The organism is Campylobacter sp. 1569 (genome assembly GCF_024723675.1).
In the GTDB taxonomy this organism is placed as follows: Bacteria; Campylobacterota; Campylobacteria; order Campylobacterales; family Campylobacteraceae; genus Campylobacter_D; species Campylobacter_D jejuni_C.
In genome coordinates this window covers 1-15031 of the sequence record NZ_JANQDB010000006.1, presented here as the reverse complement: position 1 = coordinate 15031, position 15031 = coordinate 1, and the positions used below count along the sequence as shown (strand labels likewise).

The 15031-nt window shown below is 28.6% G+C and carries 21 protein-coding genes and 1 pseudogene; 7 read left to right on the top strand and 15 right to left on the bottom strand.

Annotation, left to right across the window (positions count from 1 at the left end; all coding sequences use genetic code 11):
* The 12 genes from CAMP5060_RS04150 to CAMP5060_RS04095 all read right to left on the bottom strand — a co-directional run bounded on the left by CAMP5060_RS04150 (position 1) and on the right by CAMP5060_RS04095 (position 8056).
* A complete protein-coding gene (locus CAMP5060_RS04150) occupies positions 1-522 on the bottom strand; it encodes a F0F1 ATP synthase subunit delta (RefSeq protein ID WP_087699377.1) in 522 nt (173 codons plus the stop codon).
* A complete protein-coding gene (locus CAMP5060_RS04145; RefSeq protein ID WP_261545026.1) occupies positions 522-1034 on the bottom strand; it encodes a F0F1 ATP synthase subunit B in 513 nt (170 codons plus the stop codon). Before CAMP5060_RS04145 ends, CAMP5060_RS04150 begins: the two co-directional genes overlap by 1 nt.
* 9 nt (positions 1035-1043) lie before the next feature.
* On the bottom strand, positions 1044-1469 hold the full coding sequence (locus CAMP5060_RS04140; RefSeq protein ID WP_087699373.1) for a FoF1 ATP synthase subunit B': 426 nt from the start codon (positions 1467-1469) through the stop codon (positions 1044-1046).
* A 62-nt stretch (positions 1470-1531) separates the two neighbouring features.
* Complete coding sequence (locus CAMP5060_RS04135; RefSeq protein WP_087699371.1) at positions 1532-2383, bottom strand: ParB/RepB/Spo0J family partition protein; 852 nt, start codon at positions 2381-2383, stop codon at positions 1532-1534.
* Positions 2384-2386: 3 nt separating this feature from the next.
* On the bottom strand, positions 2387-3169 hold the full coding sequence (locus CAMP5060_RS04130; protein ID WP_087699369.1) for a ParA family protein: 783 nt from the start codon (positions 3167-3169) through the stop codon (positions 2387-2389).
* Positions 3166-3801, bottom strand: coding sequence for a biotin--[acetyl-CoA-carboxylase] ligase (locus tag CAMP5060_RS04125; protein ID WP_337217958.1), 636 nt, complete (start codon positions 3799-3801; stop codon positions 3166-3168). The genes CAMP5060_RS04130 and CAMP5060_RS04125 overlap by 4 nt, the downstream gene beginning before the upstream one ends.
* Complete coding sequence (gene fmt / locus CAMP5060_RS04120) at positions 3782-4693, bottom strand: methionyl-tRNA formyltransferase (protein WP_337217957.1); 912 nt, start codon at positions 4691-4693, stop codon at positions 3782-3784. The genes CAMP5060_RS04125 and fmt overlap by 20 nt, the downstream gene beginning before the upstream one ends.
* Positions 4690-5157, bottom strand: coding sequence for a DUF6194 family protein (locus CAMP5060_RS04115; protein ID WP_337217956.1), 468 nt, complete (start codon positions 5155-5157; stop codon positions 4690-4692). Before CAMP5060_RS04115 ends, fmt begins: the two co-directional genes overlap by 4 nt.
* Positions 5157-6200, bottom strand: coding sequence for a GTPase ObgE (gene obgE / locus CAMP5060_RS04110; protein WP_337217955.1), 1044 nt, complete (start codon positions 6198-6200; stop codon positions 5157-5159). Before obgE ends, CAMP5060_RS04115 begins: the two co-directional genes overlap by 1 nt.
* 96 nt (positions 6201-6296) lie before the next feature.
* Positions 6297-6551 carry a 50S ribosomal protein L27 gene (rpmA, locus tag CAMP5060_RS04105; RefSeq protein ID WP_039649045.1) on the bottom strand — a complete coding sequence of 85 codons (255 nt, stop codon included), beginning with the start codon at positions 6549-6551 and terminating at the stop codon, positions 6297-6299.
* Between the two features lie 10 nt (positions 6552-6561).
* Entirely contained in the window at positions 6562-6870 is a 309-nt protein-coding gene (gene rplU, locus CAMP5060_RS04100) for a 50S ribosomal protein L21 (RefSeq protein WP_257941900.1), read from the bottom strand.
* A 151-nt stretch (positions 6871-7021) separates the two neighbouring features.
* Positions 7022-8056 carry a cytochrome-c peroxidase gene (locus CAMP5060_RS04095; RefSeq protein ID WP_337217954.1) on the bottom strand — a complete coding sequence of 345 codons (1035 nt, stop codon included), beginning with the start codon at positions 8054-8056 and terminating at the stop codon, positions 7022-7024.
* Between the two features lie 200 nt (positions 8057-8256).
* On the opposite strand from CAMP5060_RS04095, the gene plsY reads away from it, so the two are divergent.
* The 5 genes from plsY (at position 8257) to CAMP5060_RS04070 (ending at position 11786) form a co-directional block, all read left to right on the top strand.
* Entirely contained in the window at positions 8257-8868 is a 612-nt protein-coding gene (gene plsY / locus CAMP5060_RS04090; protein WP_087699355.1) for a glycerol-3-phosphate 1-O-acyltransferase PlsY, read from the top strand.
* Entirely contained in the window at positions 8853-9170 is a 318-nt protein-coding gene (locus tag CAMP5060_RS04085; protein WP_214135607.1) for a dihydroneopterin aldolase, read from the top strand. Before plsY ends, CAMP5060_RS04085 begins: the two co-directional genes overlap by 16 nt.
* Positions 9171-9247: 77 nt before the next feature.
* Positions 9248-9922, top strand: coding sequence for a homeostatic response regulator transcription factor HsrA (hsrA, locus tag CAMP5060_RS04080; RefSeq protein WP_087699351.1), 675 nt, complete (start codon positions 9248-9250; stop codon positions 9920-9922).
* Between the two features lie 122 nt (positions 9923-10044).
* Positions 10045-10290, top strand: coding sequence for a YfhL family 4Fe-4S dicluster ferredoxin (locus CAMP5060_RS04075; RefSeq protein ID WP_012660922.1), 246 nt, complete (start codon positions 10045-10047; stop codon positions 10288-10290).
* On the top strand, positions 10290-11786 hold the full coding sequence (locus CAMP5060_RS04070; RefSeq protein WP_087699350.1) for a Ppx/GppA phosphatase family protein: 1497 nt from the start codon (positions 10290-10292) through the stop codon (positions 11784-11786). Before CAMP5060_RS04075 ends, CAMP5060_RS04070 begins: the two co-directional genes overlap by 1 nt.
* Here the strand turns inward: CAMP5060_RS04070 and CAMP5060_RS04065 are convergent.
* The 3 genes from CAMP5060_RS04065 to CAMP5060_RS04055 are packed head-to-tail and all read right to left on the bottom strand — an operon-like array spanning position 11783 to position 13253.
* Complete coding sequence (locus tag CAMP5060_RS04065; RefSeq protein ID WP_087699348.1) at positions 11783-12541, bottom strand: hypothetical protein; 759 nt, start codon at positions 12539-12541, stop codon at positions 11783-11785. The genes CAMP5060_RS04070 and CAMP5060_RS04065 overlap by 4 nt on opposite strands.
* Complete coding sequence (gene fliN / locus CAMP5060_RS04060) at positions 12538-12834, bottom strand: flagellar motor switch protein FliN (RefSeq protein WP_087699346.1); 297 nt, start codon at positions 12832-12834, stop codon at positions 12538-12540. The genes CAMP5060_RS04065 and fliN overlap by 4 nt, the downstream gene beginning before the upstream one ends.
* Entirely contained in the window at positions 12831-13253 is a 423-nt protein-coding gene (locus CAMP5060_RS04055) for a hypothetical protein (RefSeq protein ID WP_087699344.1), read from the bottom strand. The genes fliN and CAMP5060_RS04055 overlap by 4 nt, the downstream gene beginning before the upstream one ends.
* A gap of 117 nt (positions 13254-13370) precedes the next feature.
* Between CAMP5060_RS04055 and pseI the strand changes: the two genes are divergently transcribed.
* The gene (gene pseI, locus CAMP5060_RS04050; RefSeq protein WP_337217953.1) at positions 13371-14405 is read left to right on the top strand and encodes a pseudaminic acid synthase; all 1035 of its coding nucleotides are present in this window, start codon (positions 13371-13373) and stop codon (positions 14403-14405) included.
* 40 nt (positions 14406-14445) lie between these two features.
* Positions 14446-15031 (top strand): annotated as a pseudogene (locus CAMP5060_RS04045) (hypothetical protein); the annotation flags it as partial.

Sequence of the window (15031 nt, the reverse complement as noted above, 5' to 3'; positions counted from 1 at the left end):
TTAAATTGCTTTTAATATATATTCACTCATCTTAGCTTTTAAGCTTTGCATTGAAAATGAAATTTCATATCCAAGACCATCTAAGCTAATTTTCACACTTTCATTATCACTTATTTTACTATCTAATCTAATTTTTGCATTAAACTTAGTACTAAGTTTTTCTTCTAAATTTCTAATTTCTTCTTCACTTAATTGTTCTTTTGAATAAACTTGTCCCAAGAATGTGTTCTCTTTTAATGCTTTTTGTTCGCTCAATTCTTTAGTAATTTCTGGGATTAGCATCTCTCTTTTATTATCTACAATTAAATTTATAAAGTTCTTAAAAGCATCACTTGGATTATCCAATAAGGAAAGTACAAATTCTAGTTTTTTTCCTTGTTTTATCTCATAAGAATTTAAAACATCTATAAATTTATTAGATGTAAAAGCCGAACTTAACTCTAATAAATTAGAATAAAAATCTTCAAAATCATTTCTTTCTAATATCGCCTTTGCATAGGTTTTTGCAATCACACTTTCCATCAAGACACCTTTTTCATCATGATATTTAGAATTTCTTTTTGCTGAAGTTGTAAATTTTGATCATCGAAAATTTCTTCTAAAACCGCTTGTACAACTTCTTTTTCCATTCTTCTTATTTCATATTCTTTATGTTCTTCGTAAGTTTTTTCTAAAGCCTTGATTTCCATTTTCGTTTCAGCTTCTATTTTATCTGTGATAATCTCCGCTTCTTTTTTTGCAAGAGCTACCGCATTGATTGCTTCTTGTTTAGCTAAGTCTAGTTTTTTCATCATTTCTAATTTATGATTTTTACTCGCAATAAGCTTTTCTTGAATTTCATTCATTTTAGAAGCAATTTTTACAATTCTTCCATTATAAAAATTTTTTAAAGGAGTTGCAATAAAATAATACAAAATAGCAGCAAATAAAACAAAATTGACTGCTCTTGGAATAATATCGTATTCACCACTTCCATTGCCTGCTGCAAAAGCAAAAAATGGAAGTACTGATAATAATATAATTTTTTTCAACATTAACTTTCCTTAAATTTTACTCAAGCTATTTTTAAAGCTTTGTTTAAATTCTGGCATTTTTAAACGCATTTCTTCTTTTAATTCTTTTTCTTTTTCTCTTAGACTTTTAAGAAAAACAAGCATTTGATCTTCCAATTCTCTTTTTTTTGTTGATAATTCTTTTTCTTGTTTTAATTTAGCTTCTTCTATTGCTTTTACTTTAATTTGGTTAATTTCATCTCTTGTTTGAATATGAATTTTTTCCAACTCACTTTCTACATTTGAAACATCATCAGAATTTTTTTTCATTTTTTCTTCGTCATTTTTTATGGTTAAATCCCTAGAATCCATAAATTTAATCAAAGGTTTATAGAGTATAGAATTTAAAATTGCTATCATAAGCAAAAAAATGACACCAGTGGCTATCATGATGGAAAAATGTACATCATTAAACATTAATACTCCTAAATAAATCTAAATTAACGCGAAATTATAGCAAAACATACCTAAAAGCATATTTAATTGAATACCTTTAGAAATTCTCTAACTTCACTTTCGTTTGCAAAATTAATAGTAATTTTTAAATCTTTTATATTTACTTTCAAACCTAAAGATTCAATTTTTTCTTTTAAATTTATTATAGATTGATATTGTTTATTTGAATTTATATTTTTTTCCAATTGGTTTGTTTTTTTAAAATTTTTAATTAACTTTTCTGTATCTCTTACATTAAGTTTTTGACCTATGATGGTATCAACTATCATTTTTTCTTCTTCTTTTTCAAGTCCTACTAAAACTTTTGCATGTCCTTGTGAAATTTTACCTTCTATAATAAAATGTTGTGTTTGCTCATTTAAATTTAAAAGTCTTAAAGTATTAGCAATCTGTGGTCTTGATTTATGAATAAGATCTGCTAGTTTTTCTTGAGTGATATCATGAATTTCTAGTAATTCTTTATAAGAATGTGCTAATTCTATGGGATTTAAATTTTCTCTTTGGATATTTTCTATCAAAGCAAGTTCACGTAATTTTATATCATCTACATTTAAAACTACAGCTTTAATCTGTTCTTTTTCTAAAAGCTTACATGCTCTAAATCTTCTCTCACCCGCTATTAAAATATAATCAAATTCATCTTTTTTAAAAACCACAACAGGCTGAATCAAACCATACTCTTTAATAGAACCTGCAAGTTCTTCTAAAGCTTGTTCATCAAAATTTTTTCTTGGTTGATAAGGGTTTGGACTAATTAGATCTATATCAATTTCTTCTATTCTGCCTTCATTGGAACCTAGTTCTTTTTCATAAACCTCATCAATATCAGCCAAAATACTACTTAAACCTCTTCCTAATGCACTTTTTTTTGCCATTTTTTATCCTAATATAGAATATGCTAAATTTTGATACGCCACTGAGCCTGGGGATTTTATATCATAAAGTATAATAGGTTTTCCATAACTTGGGCTTTCAGCAAGTTTTACATTTCTTGGTATGATAATGAAATCATCTTCATTATCACCTGTTCTAAATAGTTTTTGTTTAAAATTTTTCTTTAAATCCTCTACAGTATCTTTTGAAAGATTATTTTGTGAGCTATACATAGTTGGTAAAAAGCCTTTTATTTTTAATTTTGGATTGATAGTTTTTTTCACAAATTTAATAGTGTTTAAAACCATCGCAACACCTTCAAGCGCATAAAACTCACATTGTATAGGAATAATAACACTATCACTTGCTGCAAAAGCATTTACTGTAATACTTCCAAGTGCAGGAGGTGAGTCAATGATGATAAAATCATAATCTTTAGCAATTTCTTTGATTTTTTCCCTTAAAATCGTTCTATATTCTCCACTTTCTTTTACTACTTCTTGCTCAATTCCAACCAAAGAAATATTCGATGGGGCTAAGTATAATTGTGGAAGTTCAGTTTTTAAAATGATTTCAGAAAGTTTTTTCCTGCCTATAAAAACATGGTAAATATTATACTCATAATTACTTCTATTAAAACCAAGTCCTGTTGTAGCATTAGCTTGTGGGTCAATATCTATCAAAAGAACCTTTTTTTCAGCTACTGCTAAAGAAGCCGCTAGATTGATAGCCGTAGTAGTTTTACCTACCCCACCTTTTTGATTTGCAATAGTTATTATCTCACTCATCTTAAACTATATATCCTTTTATTATCTAACAATATAGAACCATCTTTATACAACAAAGCATCTTTTAAAGATAAAATCTTACCTTCATTATGTATAAAAAAATTTCTTGATTTTTCAAATTCTAGCATATACTTGCTAAAAATATTCTTCCATAAAATTTTCTCACCTACATAAGAAAAATACTCATTTAAAAGTTTTGTTATATCCACTTCTATGTCTAAAATTTCAGCATTAAATGGAGCATATTTAAGATTAACCCCCATTCCTACAACCAAAAAATCATTGATTTTAGAACTCATCAATCCGCCTATTTTTTTATCTTCTATGTAAAAATCATTAGGCCATTTAATCCATACTTTTGAATTTTGTCTTTGCAATACTTCTTTCATTAAAAATGCAAAATATATACTAGCAGAAGCTAAAGGAAGATCTTGTGCTAATTCTTGAGTTTTTATACAAAAAGATACATGTAAATTTCCTTGCTTACTTTGCCAAGTATTATCCCTACTACCTATACCGGCACTTTGGATAAAAGCACAAATGGCTGTATTGCTAGTAATCTCTCCACTACGAATTTTTTCACTTAAATAAACTTGAGTTGATTCAAGCTCATCAAAATAAACTATCTCCAAGTTTTAACCTTTTTCCATTTAAATAAGTCTTAGCATCTAAAGCTTTTTTTCCACTTTCTTGTAAAGTTTTAATCCTTAAAATACCTTTTGCACATGAAAGCAAAAAGCTTTCCTTTTCTATTTGTAAAATCACACCTGATTTTTGAGTTTTTTCACTATCAACTAATTCTATATCTAAAAATTTCAAACCATTTTCTAAAAAAACTCCGGGCCAAGGTGTAAAAGCTAGAAATTTTTGATAAATTTCACTTGCATTATCTAAAGCAATCAACCCATCTTCTTTTTTAATTTTTTTACAATGTGTAACCAAACTTTCATCTTGCTTTTTTGGGACAATTTTTTCAAAATTCAAAAGCGTAGAAATAGTAAGCTTAGCTGCTAAATTGGAAAGCATAGTAAAAACCTCAGCTGAATTTTTACCTGCGATATCACATTCTATGCTTTCTAAAATTGCACCACTATCAAGCCCTTCTTCCATAAGCATAGTGCAAACCCCGCTTATTTTATCCCCATTTAAAATAGCACTTTGTATAGGTGAAGCACCACGATATTTAGGAAGCAAGGAGGCATGCAAATTGATACAAGGAGCAATATCTAAAATTTCTTTTGGTAAAATCTTCCCATAAGCAGCAACAACTATAAAATCAGGTTTCAAGCTTTTTATTCCATTGATTATATTTTCATCTTTTAAGCTTTTTGGAGTAAAAATTTCTATATTTAAATTATTTTCTAAAACAAATTTTTTAGTATCACTTGGGGTTAAAATTTGTTTTCTACCCACAGGTTTATCAGGTTGAGTAAATAAAGCTTGGATATTAAATCCTTTATCGACAAGCTCTTTTAAAATACAAGTTGCATAAGAGGGAGTTCCCATAAAAATGATATTTTTCATGATGCTACTATCCTTTTTTTATAAGTTTTTATAGCTTTTTGATATGAAAGATCAAGATAATCTTTAAAAATTTCAAAATTTTTTCTTGATGGATTATTAATACAAATATATCCCATATAAGCATAAATTGGATGAGGCATGATAAAATCAAGCATAGAAAAATCATAATTTAAACTAACAACCTCACCCTTTAAAGCCTTTTTAGGTTTTTGACCAAAAAGATTTTGGTAATCTTGATCACAAAGAGAGCAACTTAGACGAAACACACCTTCTCTATTTAAATTCGAAGCTTTATCATTTATGCCATCATTTTCTTTAATAGTGCAAAAATAAACTCCGTTTTTTAAAACCCTATCGGGATTATAAAAAAAGCTATGTTCTTTATAAGTAAATTTATACACCAAGCCTTTAAAACTAGACTTGATATATTCTTGAATAAAATCTATAGTTAAATTTTTACCCATCAAAAATTATTTTGACTTCTAATTTTTTTAACTTCTTCTAAAAGCATAAATTTAAGCTCTTTTAAACCTATTTTTTCAAGGCTTGATACTTTAACAAAAAAACTTTGTGGATTATTTTGACTTTGCAAATAAGCTTTTAGCTCATTATAATCATCTTCCATTTTTTGTGCAAATTCTTCGCCTAAATTTACACTATCACTTTTTGAAAGCATTAAGCCAAAATTTCTTGCATAAAGCTTGCTTGAAAATTTTTCCAATTCTTTTCTTAAAATACAAAATTGCTCTTTTAAACTCATTTCTCTTAATGGATCAAGCACAAAAAGTAAAAAAGAAGTTCTTTCTATGTGTCTTAAAAACTCAAGCCCCAAACCTCTACCATCACTTGCACCTTCTATAATACCTGGGATATCTGCCATCACAAAAGAATTATAATCATCTACTTCAACCATACCAAGTTTTGGAGTTAAAGTGGTAAATTCATAATTAGCTATTTCAGGTCTTGCATTAGACACTACACTTATAAGAGTGGATTTTCCTACATTTGGAAAGCCTACAAGTCCAACATCTGCTATGAGTTTTAATTCTAAGCGCACGCTTAAGGTTTTTCCTGCTACACCTGGTTGAGCATAATCTGGGCGTTGATTAGTAGAGTTTTTAAAATGAGTATTGCCAAGACCACCTTTACCGCCTTTTAAAAAGAGTTCTTTTTGGCCTTCTACTAGCATATCAAGTAAAACTTCCCCACTTTGTGCGTCAATTACTTGAGTGCCTTGAGGGACAACTAATTCTAAACTCTCCCCTCTTTTGCCATTTTTATTACGACCTAGACCCGGCTGGCCATTTTGTGCTTTAAGTTCTTTTTTACCTTTAAAGTGTGCTAGCGTATGAGTATTGTTATCACATATAAAATATACATCACCGCCATTTCCACCATCACCACCATCAGGTCCACCAAGTGGAACATGTTTTTCACGGCGAAAACTCACAGCACCTTTACCACCATTACCTGAACTTAAAACTAATTTTACATTATCTATAAACATACAATCACCAAAGTATAAATTTTTTAAAATGATATTATATTTTTTTTAATATATTAAGATTAAAAAGAAGAAAAAGGCTACAAAGTAGCCTTAAAATTATGCAGGGTAAACAGAAACTTTTTTTCTATTTTTATCTTTTCTTTCAAATTTTACAAAACCATCAATTAAAGCAAAAATTGTATGATCTTTTCCTATGCCTACATTATTACCCGCATGAGTTGCTGTTCCTCTTTGGCGAATGATGATGTTACCAGCACGAACAAATTCTCCACCAAATTTTTTAACACCTAGACGACGACCTATAGAATCACGATTATTCTGAGTTGAACCTTGACCTTTCTTGTGTGCCATTCTTTACTCCTTAAGCTTTAATATCTACTACTCTAACGCGAGTAAATTGTCTTCTAAAACCGCGTTTTAACTTTGAGTCTTTTCTACGTCTTTTTTTGTAAATCACAACTTTTTTGTCTTTTCCATGAGCAATCACTTCTAAAACAACTTTTGCACCCGCAACAAACGGCGCACCTACCTTTAATTCTTTATCGCATACAGCAAGAACTTCACTTACTTCTACGCTTGATTTTGTTTCAGCTTCAAAACGATCTAGTTTAAGCTCATCACCTTGGCTTACTCTGTATTGTTTTCCACTGTGTTTTATAATAGCATACATACAGCTATCCTTTCTTAAAATATTTTGGTAGCACCATAAAGCATTATGCATAAACATAAATTTAGAAAGCTTTAATGGCTAAAAGCAGTAATTATATCTTGATTTTATATAAAGTAAGCTTAAGACGCAAAAAAGCGTCTTAAGATTTAAATTAAAGCTCTGGCTTTGGAGTTTTTTCAGTTGCTTTTGGAAGTTGAGGGTAAGTAATATTAGGCTTTTTACCTGTTAGAGCATGTAAGAAAGTTTCTATAGAAGCTGCTTCTTTATCAGAAATTTCTATACCAAGTTGTACACTACCCATTTCTTTGATTGCTTCTTGCAAAGACCAAATAGCACCATTGTGGAAATATGGAGCCGTTTCAGCAATATTTCTTAAGGTTGGAGTTTTAACCAAACCATTTGCATCACCTTTAAAATCCCCTACATTTGCAAATTTGTATTTAGCTGCTACTTGGAAAGCTTGCATGCTACCACCTAAATTTACTCCTGTATGACAAGCTGTACAACCTTTATCAATGAAAGTTTTTAGACCTTCTTTTTCTTTTTTACTCAATGCTTTTGTATCACCTTCTAAGAATTTATCAAATTTAGATGGAGTTAAAAGCGTTCTTTCAAATGTGGCAATAGCATCTGCAATATTATCAAAAGTTACTCCACTACTACCATACACTTTTTTAAATTCTTTTACATATTCTGGCATGGAAGCTATTTTTTCTACTGCTAATTTAGCAGGTGTTGCCATTTCAGGCTCTGCTTCGATTGGCCCTTTTGCTTGATCTGCTAAAGTACCTGCTCTACCATCCCAAAATTGAGTCGAATTTAAAACTGAGTTATAAACTGTTGGAGAATTTAAATGATGAGGATTAGCTGTCCATTTATGTCCTACAGCAGCTGCTATACCATCGGTACCGCCCATACCTAAATTATGACAGGTATTACAAGAAATCAAGCCACTTTTAGAAAGTCTTGGTTCAAAATATAATTTCTTACCAAGATTAGCTTTTTCTTTAGAGAATTTACTAGCCTTAACATCCATTTCTTTTAACAATTTTTCAACGCCTGCTTGATCCTTTGGTAAAGGCGCTAAACCTGCAGCTTTTGCTTCATCAAGCAAAGCTTTATCATTAGCAAAAGCAGTTGATGCAACTAATAATGATGATGCAACTAATAATGAAATTTTTTTCATTATCCACTCCTAAATAAGATAAAATAAAGCCTATTTAAAATAAACTTATTGAAAATATATCTATAATTTTCTTTAAACAAAATAAAAAATTTCTATTTGACAATAAAAATTATTATAGGATAAGATATATCTTAAATATTTATTTCAGGGTTTTTTGCTATCATTTTATAAAGTTTTATAAAATCAGGATAAAAAAATAAATGGAAAATTTAATAATCTATCTTTTAGCTTATCTCATAGGTGCTATACCATTTGGGCTTTTACTAGCTCAAATTTTTGCCAAAACAAATATTAAAAATGCAGGTAGTAAAAGCATAGGTGCTACTAATGTTTTAAGAGTGGTAAAAGAAAGCGACCCTAAACTTGCCAAAACACTTGCTGTTGCGACTATTATTTTAGATGCACTAAAAGGAATTATACCTATATTAGTGGCAAAATTTTTAGCTTATGATGAAAATATCTTATGGACTATGGCTGTTTTAGCAGTATTTGGACACTGCTTTTCTCCTTATTTAAAATTTGAAGGTGGTAAGGGAGTAGCTACTGGAGCTGGAGTTTTAGCAGTATTTTTACCTTTTGAAATCATGTCTGCAATTTTAGCTTGGTTTGTTATAGGAAAAGTGTTTAAAATTTCAAGCTTAGCTTCGCTTGGAGCCTTGGTTGTTTTAATTATAACTTCTTTTGTATTTCATTATGATATGCCTGTAATCAATACGCATGCACCGATATTTATCATTGCTTTTATAGTAGTTTATAAGCATATACCAAATATTTTAAGACTAATTGGAAAACAAGAATGCAAAGTCATATAAAAGTTAACTTGGAATTTAAATGCATTATAGGACTTTTAGATTTTGAAAGAATTCAAGAGCAAAAAGTCTTAATAGAATTAGAAGCTAAAAGTAAGAAATTTTTAGATTATGCAAAATTATGTACTAGAATAGAAAAAATTTATAAAAAGAAAAAATTTAAAACTATAGAAAAATCTCTAAAATACATATGCAAAGATATTAAAAAACATAATAAAAAGCTTAAATTTATAAATATCACTTGCTATAAACCTGATATTATCAAAAATGCATGCGTTGGAGCCAGTCTAAGTAAAAAATATTAAAATTTTTTTAAAGAATTTTGAATATTTGCTTAATTTGTGTTATACTTTTGCACTAAAACTATCTTCAAAGGAATAAAATGCGTATTTTAGTTGTAGAAGATGAAGCATCACTTAATAAAACTTTATCAAACACTTTAAACGAGTTTGGCTACCAAAGTGATACTTCAGAAAATTTTAAAGACGCTGAGTATTTTATAGGTATTAGACATTATGATTTAGTATTATCAAATTGGATTATTGGTAATAATGATGCAAGTGATTTGATCAATGCTATCAAACAAAAATCCCCGCGAACTGCTATAGTAGCAATATGCGCAAAAGCAGACAAAGAAAATGAAATCAAAGCTTTAAAAGCTGGAGCAGATGATTATATAAAAAAACCTTTAGACTTTGAAATTTTAATGGCAAGAATTGAAGCTAGACTTAGATTTGGTGGAACTAATGTGATTAAAATTGATGATTTGGTGATTGATCCTGATGAAGAAAAAATCACTTACCAAGGAAAAGATATAGAATTAAAAGGAAAGCCTTTTGAAGTTTTAACTCATTTAGCTAGACATTCTGATCAAATCGTATCAAAAGAACAACTTTTAGATGCTATTTGGGAAGAACCTGAACTTGTAACTCCAAATGTTATAGAAGTTGCAATCAATCAAATAAGACAGAAAATGGATAAACCGCTTAATATCTCCACTATAGAGACTGTACGTCGTAGGGGATATCGCTTTTGTTTTCCTAAAAAAACTAACTAAAAAATTTTTAGAATGATTAATTCATTCTAAAAATTAGATTTTATTTTTCTTTATTACTTTAAATTACATATAAGTTTTTATATAGTATAAAGTTAGCTTTATTACTCAATAAAAGGAAAAATATGTCACTATTAATCACTAGAGAATGTATATCCTGTGATGCATGCAGAGAAGAATGTCCGGATGAAGCAATTTATGATAATGATCCAATTTATGTTATAGATCCTGATCTTTGCACTGAATGTGTGAATGAATTTTCAGAGCCAGCTTGTATAGTAGCTTGTCCAGTAGATTGTATCATACCTGATCCTGACAATGTAGAAAGCATTGACGAACTTCGCTTAAAACATAAAAATAAAGATATTTGATGGCTAAAAAAACAGCAGTAATTGATCTTGGTTCTAACTCTGTTCGTATGGTGATTTTTGAAAGAACATCAAGATATGGTTTTTTTATTTGCAGTGAACACAAAAAGAAAGTAAGACTTGGAGAAAATGCTTATAACAATAATAAAATTCTTCAAGAAGAAGCCATGCTTAAAGCTGAAAAAGCTTTATCCTACTTTAAAGAAAAAGCTTTAAAAGAAAAATGTAGAAAAATTATTGCTGTTGGAACTTCTGCGCTAAGAGATGCACCTAATGCAAAAGAATTTATTACTAGAATATCAAAAAATGTAGGTTTAAATATAAAATGCATTAATGGAAAAACAGAATCATTTCTAGGTGGTCTCGCTGCGTTAAATTTACTATCAAATATTCAAAATGCAACCACTATAGATATAGGTGGCGGATCAACTGAACTTTGCTTGATTAAAGAAGGTAAAATTGTGGATTGCATTTCACTTGATCTTGGCACAGTAAGATTAAAAGAAATTTTTTATGATACTAAAAAATTTAACGCATTAAATCAGTTTATACAAGAAACACTAACACAAATCCCAAAGCATTTTCAAAATGAAAATATCATTGCTATAGGTGGAAGTTTAAGAGCATTGTCAAATTCTATAATGAAAAAAAATTCCTATCCTTTCAAAATGATCCATAACTTTATATATGATTTTGAAGAAGAAAAAAATCATATAGAAAAAATTCAAAATGCTAAAAATTTAGTTGATTTTAATATCAAAAAAGATCGTTTTGACACCATAAAAGAAGGTTGTGTGATCTTTCTAGCCTTAGCAAAAAAACTAAAAGCTAAAAACATTATCACCTCAGCAGTGGGTGTAAGAGAGGGTGTGTTTTTGTCCAATCTTTTTCAAAAATACGCCAAGATAAAAAACGACACTATTGATTTTTCAAAATTTAATGCTAAATTTCCACCTAATTTTAATCCAAGTTTAAAATCTTTACAAGATCGTTTTAATATAGATTATAATGATAAAAGTGCGTATTTTGCAAATAAATTATTTGATACACTTTTACCTATTCATAAAGTTGATATTAGTTTCAAAAAAGATCTTTTAAATGCAGCAAAACTAGCACATATTGGAGAAAGAGTTAATTTTTATTTTGCTAATGAGCATAGTGCTTATATGGCTTTAAATGGCTTGCATTTTGGCTTTTCACACAAGGAAATTTTACTCATATCTACACTTTTAAAGGCTAATGGAAAAAGCATTAATCCTTTAGTTATTGAACATATTAAAGAATTATTACCAAACAATCATATATTATCTTGGCTTAATTTTATTCTAGCATTGGCAAAGAAACTTGCAAAAGATACCGATATAAATCTTGATTTTATGCTAAAAAATCACACTTTGTATATTTACTCAGATAAAAAGCAAATTTATTTTTCAAAAGAAGAGATTAAAAAGATTTCAAAACCAAAACTTATCATTTTAGCTTTTAATCAAAAAAATTAATTGTTTTGTTTTAAAAGTAAATTTTGTAATCTTTGTTTGTTTTCTTCAAAATAAGAATCAAAGTCTTTCTCTTTTGGCTTTTGCGGTGTTTTATTTTGCTCTTCGTCTTTTATCAAAGCTTCACTTGTTTCTAATACTACATTAGAATTTCCTATGATCATAGTATAACGCTTCAAAGCATACTCAAAAACTACAAGTTGATTGTGTCTATCAAGTGGTCTTTGAAAGATTAAATTAAAATTTCTATCCAAAGGATGTTTTTGTCTTAAATATATTTTTAAAAACCAAAGTCCAACAAGCAAAAGCACCAAAACACTTACAACTAAAATATAATTTGTAAAATCATACTCTTGCATTTTTATTTCCTCGTTTTTTTCATCTAAGCTTTTTTTGGTAGTTAAATTTACACCCTCTTTTTGCGCGCGTAATCTTAATCCATATTCGCCAATTGCATCTGCATTAATTTGTATTTTATCACCGATACTTAAAGCTATGAAAGTTTTTTTATCTTCTGAAAAAATTTTTATTTTTTTAACAATATTAGAATTTAACGTCTTGTTCTCTTCTTTAGCACTTTGGGCATTTAATGTAAAAATAATAATATCGCCTTTTCTCTTTTGACTAATACCTTCTTTATAAGGAACATCAAATGAAAAAGTGATATCTACCCTATCTTCTCTTGGATAGATATTATAATCAAGAATTTTTGCCCCAAAAAGAGGCAAAGCAAGTAGCAAAATCCAAATAAATTTCATTGCAATTCTTTTTTAAAATACTGCAACACTGATTTTGAATCTAAAATCTCATTAATCCTTATAGCAAGGTTTTTCTCATACACCATTACCTCGCCCTTACCAAAAATTCTTTTGTTTAAGTAAAGTTCCACACTTTCACCTGCTGGCTTTTCAAGATCTATCACAGAACCTACTTCTAATTTTAAAAGATCTTTTACACTCATATTAGTCGTACCAAGTTCACTAACAAAGTCAACGCTAATATCTAAAATATCTTCATAAGATTGCAATAACCCTAAATGATCTTCTATCATAATTTTTTATAACCTATTCTAAAACGAGCATTTTTCATCTCATAGGTAAATTTTTCTTTGAGCTTGATTTTTGAAAACCCATCAATACGTCCTAAATATTCAGGAACACCCAAACGATACTCATCTTTACCATTAGTATCATTAAGTAGTTTTTTAGCATAACCTATGATTTGATTAGCCACTTCTTTTACCAAATCTGCCAAACCGTCTTCTTTTAATTCTTCATGTAATAAAAATAATGCAATTTCATTTAAAGCTTTTTTTTGGAAGAACAAATAAAAACTATATTCTTCATCTTTAAAATATAAAGGTATAGAAGCCCCATAAAGCTCACCTCTAATTACACTTGTTGGTGCAATTTTAAGTTTTAAAATATGCTCACAAAAATGATAAATTGAATATTCAAGTGTTTTAGTCATAGCTTTTTCCTTAGAAACTTATAATAAATTTATTTTACTAACATAAACCTTTAATCATAATTAATAATTAAAATATAAAATATAGTAAATTTTTATTTAAATTAAAAAAGGCCTTTGATGTTTATAAAAAATTTTAATATAAATGAAAAAGTTTTTATCATTGCCGAGCTTTCAGCTAATCATGCAAATAGCCTTGAAGTAGCTTTAAAAACTATACAAGCAGCCAAACAAGCAGGAGCTGATGCTATAAAAATTCAAACCTACACCCCAGATAGCCTAACACTAAATTCTAATAAAAAAGATTTTATTATTGAAGGTGGTTTATGGCATGGACGCAAACTATATGAACTATATGAAGAAGCTAAAACACCTTATGAATGGCATGAGAAGCTTTTTGAATGCGCCAAAAACGAAGGTTTAATTTGCTTTTCTAGTCCTTTTTCTAAAGAAGATGTAAATTTTTTAAGACAATTTAATCCACCAGCTTATAAAATTGCTTCTTTTGAAGTAAATGATTATGATTTTGTGCGTTATGTAGCAAAAGAAAATAAACCTACTTTAGTTTCTACAGGCATAGCCTATGAAGAAGAACTTGAAATGATTGCTAAAATTTTTCAAGAAGAAAACAATCCAAATTTGATTTTGCTAAAATGCACTTCAGCTTATCCCTCACAAATTTGTGATTTAAATCTAAATGTCATAAAAACTTTACAAGAAAAATTTAATACTATTGTAGGTTTAAGTGATCATAGCGAGGGATTTTTAGCACCTACTTTAGCCGTAGCTCTTGGCGCAAGAGTTATAGAAAAACATTTTATATTAGATAAAACTTTAAATAGTGCTGATGCTAAATTTAGTCTTGATTATGAAGAGTTTAAACAAATGTGCTCTATGGTGCGCTTAAGCGAGCAAGCACTAGGTAAAGCTAGCTTAACAATAAATGAAAAAACCTTAAAAAACCGCCATTTTGCAAGAAGCTTATATGCTAGCAAAGACATCAAAAAAGGTGAAATTTTTACACTAGAAAATGTAAAAAGTGTAAGACCAAGCCTTGGTTTGCATCCTAAATTTTTACCTATCATACTTGGTAAAAAAGCAAATTGTGATATAAAGTTTGGCACAGCACTAAAGGAGCAGTATTTTTTGGAATGATTTGTGCTTTTGCTTAAAAAAATATAAATAAGGAATTATAATGTTACTTGAACTTAATTTTTCTAAAAATTTACAAGTCTTAAAAGAAATCAATACAAGCTTAGCTGATAAAATCTTACAAGTAAAATCTAACGAAAGATTTGAACTTTTTGAAAAAAACTACGATATTTATGATCACAAGACAAAACAATTTTGCATACAAAATGCTTTAGATAATTTATCTTTTTATGAGCAAAATTACAAAAGACATCCTTTTTTAATCTTTTTTGGAATTGGCAATGGTATGTTAATTTTTGAATTATTGAAAAATCCACTTAAAGATTGTATTTGTGTTATAGAACCTGAAATAGAACTTATATACATTGCTTTGCATTTAAATGATTTTAGCCAAGATTTACAAGATAAAAGACTTCATATCTATTTATATGAAGATATTAACTTTTTAACTTTTTATCGTTTTTTTGAGCAAGAAAAAATTCACTTTTTTGTAAAAACCTATGATTTGCTTTTAATGTCAAATTTCTATGAAATTTACGAAAATGCCATAGCTATGACTAATTCTTTGTGTATAGAAAGTATAAAATCTTTGGTTGTTAGACAAGGAAACTCATCAGAAGACTCCTTCG

Bases quoted from the DNA above. Each gene is read 5' to 3' on its own strand.
- CAMP5060_RS04150 (WP_087699377.1), bottom strand. From the start codon at position 522: ATGGAAAGTGTGATTGCAAAAACCTATGCAAAGGCGATATTAGAAAGA.
- CAMP5060_RS04145 (WP_261545026.1), bottom strand. From the start codon at position 1,034: ATGTTGAAAAAAATTATATTATTATCAGTACTTCCATTTTTTGCTTTT.
- CAMP5060_RS04140 (WP_087699373.1), bottom strand. From the start codon at position 1,469: ATGTTTAATGATGTACATTTTTCCATCATGATAGCCACTGGTGTCATT.
- CAMP5060_RS04135 (WP_087699371.1), bottom strand. From the start codon at position 2,383: ATGGCAAAAAAAAGTGCATTAGGAAGAGGTTTAAGTAGTATTTTGGCT.
- CAMP5060_RS04130 (WP_087699369.1), bottom strand. From the start codon at position 3,169: ATGAGTGAGATAATAACTATTGCAAATCAAAAAGGTGGGGTAGGTAAA.
- fmt (WP_337217957.1), bottom strand. From the start codon at position 4,693: ATGAAAAATATCATTTTTATGGGAACTCCCTCTTATGCAACTTGTATT.
- CAMP5060_RS04115 (WP_337217956.1), bottom strand. From the start codon at position 5,157: ATGGGTAAAAATTTAACTATAGATTTTATTCAAGAATATATCAAGTCT.
- obgE (WP_337217955.1), bottom strand. From the start codon at position 6,200: ATGTTTATAGATAATGTAAAATTAGTTTTAAGTTCAGGTAATGGTGGT.
- rpmA (WP_039649045.1), bottom strand. From the start codon at position 6,551: ATGGCACACAAGAAAGGTCAAGGTTCAACTCAGAATAATCGTGATTCT.
- rplU (WP_257941900.1), bottom strand. From the start codon at position 6,870: ATGTATGCTATTATAAAACACAGTGGAAAACAATACAGAGTAAGCCAA.
- CAMP5060_RS04095 (WP_337217954.1), bottom strand. From the start codon at position 8,056: ATGAAAAAAATTTCATTATTAGTTGCATCATCATTATTAGTTGCATCA.
- plsY (WP_087699355.1), top strand. From the start codon at position 8,257: ATGGAAAATTTAATAATCTATCTTTTAGCTTATCTCATAGGTGCTATA.
- CAMP5060_RS04085 (WP_214135607.1), top strand. From the start codon at position 8,853: ATGCAAAGTCATATAAAAGTTAACTTGGAATTTAAATGCATTATAGGA.
- hsrA (WP_087699351.1), top strand. From the start codon at position 9,248: ATGCGTATTTTAGTTGTAGAAGATGAAGCATCACTTAATAAAACTTTA.
- CAMP5060_RS04075 (WP_012660922.1), top strand. From the start codon at position 10,045: ATGTCACTATTAATCACTAGAGAATGTATATCCTGTGATGCATGCAGA.
- CAMP5060_RS04070 (WP_087699350.1), top strand. From the start codon at position 10,290: ATGGCTAAAAAAACAGCAGTAATTGATCTTGGTTCTAACTCTGTTCGT.
- CAMP5060_RS04065 (WP_087699348.1), bottom strand. From the start codon at position 12,541: ATGAAATTTATTTGGATTTTGCTACTTGCTTTGCCTCTTTTTGGGGCA.
- fliN (WP_087699346.1), bottom strand. From the start codon at position 12,834: ATGATAGAAGATCATTTAGGGTTATTGCAATCTTATGAAGATATTTTA.
- CAMP5060_RS04055 (WP_087699344.1), bottom strand. From the start codon at position 13,253: ATGACTAAAACACTTGAATATTCAATTTATCATTTTTGTGAGCATATT.
- pseI (WP_337217953.1), top strand. From the start codon at position 13,371: ATGTTTATAAAAAATTTTAATATAAATGAAAAAGTTTTTATCATTGCC.